The 2,524-nt window shown below is 61.8% G+C and carries 1 protein-coding gene and 2 pseudogenes; 1 reads left to right on the plus strand and 2 read right to left on the minus strand.

Annotation, left to right across the window (positions count from 1 at the left end; genetic code table 11):
• A pseudogene (locus EN807_RS37145) lies at positions 1 to 123 on the plus strand (PilZ domain-containing protein); the annotation flags it as partial.
• A 131-nt stretch (positions 124 to 254) separates the two neighbouring features.
• On the opposite strand, the gene EN807_RS32210 reads toward EN807_RS37145, so the two are convergent.
• Positions 255 to 710 (minus strand): SgcJ/EcaC family oxidoreductase, encoded by a 456-nt coding sequence (locus tag EN807_RS32210; RefSeq protein WP_135937904.1) that lies wholly within the window; start codon positions 708 to 710, stop codon positions 255 to 257.
• Between the two features lie 549 nt (positions 711 to 1,259).
• Positions 1,260 to 2,524, minus strand: a pseudogene (locus EN807_RS35905) (hypothetical protein); the annotation flags it as partial.

The raw sequence follows: 2,524 nt of genomic DNA on the forward strand, positions 1-2,524 counted from the left end.
TTCCTGCTCTATGTGCCGACCGACGGCATCGCCTACAAGGCAGTGGTCCGCTGGCGCCGCGAAGACCGCATCGGCATCATGTTCACCGGCACCGAGCCAAAGCCCCACTGGCACTACGGCTAAATCCCTTTAACCACGCCTCCGCCTTGGGCGTACCGGAGATTTCAACTGGCATGGCAATAGAGCACCAGATCCCAGTGCATGCAGCCGTACTCGTCGCCAAGGCGGTCGATGAGGACCTGGATATCAAATCCCTATTGGGCCGCACCTAAATTCCAGATGTCCCGATGCAGGCGCCATGTCCCGTCGCCGCCCTTTTTCCAGACGACGATGTACTTGCCCGCAACGGTGGAGAGGGCGCCGTCTTTGCTCGGCACGTCGAGCGTAAATGCGCCAACTTCGTAGGCAAGGTTAGCGCTCTCTTCCACTTCCACTGCCTTCAGGGTGAGATTCTTCATCCCGCCTTTGATCGCGCCCTGCCAGAATTCTTCCACGCCCTTGCGACCATCGACGCGCTTGCCATCGGGCGGCAGCACGGCGGCATCCTCGGTATACATTTGACCCACCGCCGCCGCGTTTCCGCTGTTGAAGGCGTCCGTGAATTTCGTCAGCGCCGCTTCGATGTCCTCGCGAGCCGACTGGGCGGCCGCAGACAACGCAAACGAAAAAAGCAGCACAGCAGCAAATGCAAATGACTTAACCAGTCTCATCTCGTCCTCCCTTTGCGTGATCGATATATCCACCGGATGAATAGCGCGCCCAATCCGAGTGCGCCGCCGCGCCCGCTCAATGGCCAGGTCATGATTTACATTAGGCTTATCTGATATGACGGCGCAAGCGCAGCTGCGCAGCCGAGAGCGGGGCGTAAAGCCTCACCAGCGCGCGCGTTTCCGCCGGTCGCGCTGATGCTCTCGCGCGTCTCTCATTGTTCGTCCTTGGCCATTGCCATAGGCGTTCGGCGCAGTGTCGGGCGTGTAGATCAGGCCCACTTTCTTGCCGCCACGCACAGCTCATTGCTGGCGGCGTGGCGTCTTCACCGGGCGAGGCCTGATCGGCGGCGAAGCCATCGTCCTCGATGAGAAGCTCCGTTCGGACTTTGCGGAATTGCGGTAGCAATCCTGCGACGCCAGTATGATCTGTATTTCGCCGCGGGGATTTCTGGGAAAAATGATGGCCGGCACGGGAACGACCCGGCCAATGTTCTTCGAGGTGAACAAAGGCCGAGCCTGATCTAATTTCCCGCCCGTAGCTCCTTCAGGTCACAGCGAATGATGCTGCCATGGGAAATGGCTGGCGAGCTGCGTTTGAGCTGCATCTCCCGTCCCGTCGCTGTCTAAAGAGAGCGACCCGGTTGAACTGTCGTAACTGACATGGTCGGAACGATCATGCGCAGCCGTAGACAGAGCGTCGGATGACTCCCCTCCCGACTTGAGCCTGTCAAAGAAGGCCTGGTCGAAGTGAGGCTTGTCCTGCAGCTTTTCCTGGAGCCAGCTGAAGTCGAAGGCGTCGTGCCCTCCGCGGCCGGACATGATCTCGGCGGCGCCGCCCTTGCTAGCGTTGGCACCGACATTTTCATTATTCTCGACGATGTGGGCGAACCCGTTGCCGGCCGTCTTGTCGTGTGAACCGGCGAGCGACTCCGAGCCGCCAGAAAGGGCGGCCAACACCCGGTCGACACTGCTGCCTGCCTTTTCGGCGCCATTGTCGACATGGGAGGTGTCGTTGCCGTCATGGTCTGCCGCCCAGTCGGCGCCGGCGGCTGCATGGGTCGCATCGGCACCACGGACACCGCCAATGCTGGTCGCGGGACGGGAAGCGGCGGCCTCAGTGGAACTGCCGTCGCTGGTGGTGGTGTCAGAAGCGGCGATCGCAGTAGCGCTGTCGTCGCTCGCTGTGGTGTCGGAAGCGGTGGTCGCAGTAGCGCTGTCGTCGCTGATGGTGGTGTCGGAAGAGGCGGCCGCAGTAGAGCTGTCGTCGCTCGTGGTGGTGTCGGAAGCGGCGGCCGCAGTAGCGCTATCGTCGCTGATGGTGGCGTCGGCAGGGAGAGTCACGATAGAGCTGTCAACAGTGACGTCGGAAGCGGCGGCCGCAGTAGAGCTGTCGTCGCTGATGGTGGTGTCGGAAGCGGTGGTCGCAGTAGAGCTGTCGTCGCTCGTGGTGGTGTCGGAAGCGGCGGCCGCAGCAGCGCTGTCGTCGCTGATGGTGGCGTCGGCAGGGAGAGTCACGGTAGAGCTGTCATCAGTGACGTCGGAAGCGGCGGTCCCGGCGGTGCTGAGATTGTGTTCCCGGAAGACGGCTTGCAGTTCCGGCGAGCTTTCAAGCGCGACGTCGCCTTCCTGCGAACCCCAGGCATAGGCAAAGTCGAATTCGGGCGACGGAACCAGTTCGTCCCAGTGCTCCATCATCGTCTGCAGCTGGTCCGTCGTCGGCATGACATATTTGCCGCCGGTGTTGGTCGTCCAATTGCCGCCGCCAAAGGTCTGATGGACCGGGACGATCTGGCTGACCGGGATGCCCGACTCCA

It is taken from the genome of Mesorhizobium sp. M5C.F.Ca.ET.164.01.1.1 (assembly GCF_004792125.1).
Lineage (GTDB): Bacteria > Pseudomonadota > Alphaproteobacteria > Rhizobiales > Rhizobiaceae > Mesorhizobium > Mesorhizobium wenxiniae.

Excerpts from the sequence above, each read along its gene's own strand:
- EN807_RS32210 (WP_135937904.1), bottom strand. The coding sequence starts at position 710 with ATGAGACTGGTTAAGTCATTTGCATTTGCTGCTGTGCTGCTTTTTTCG.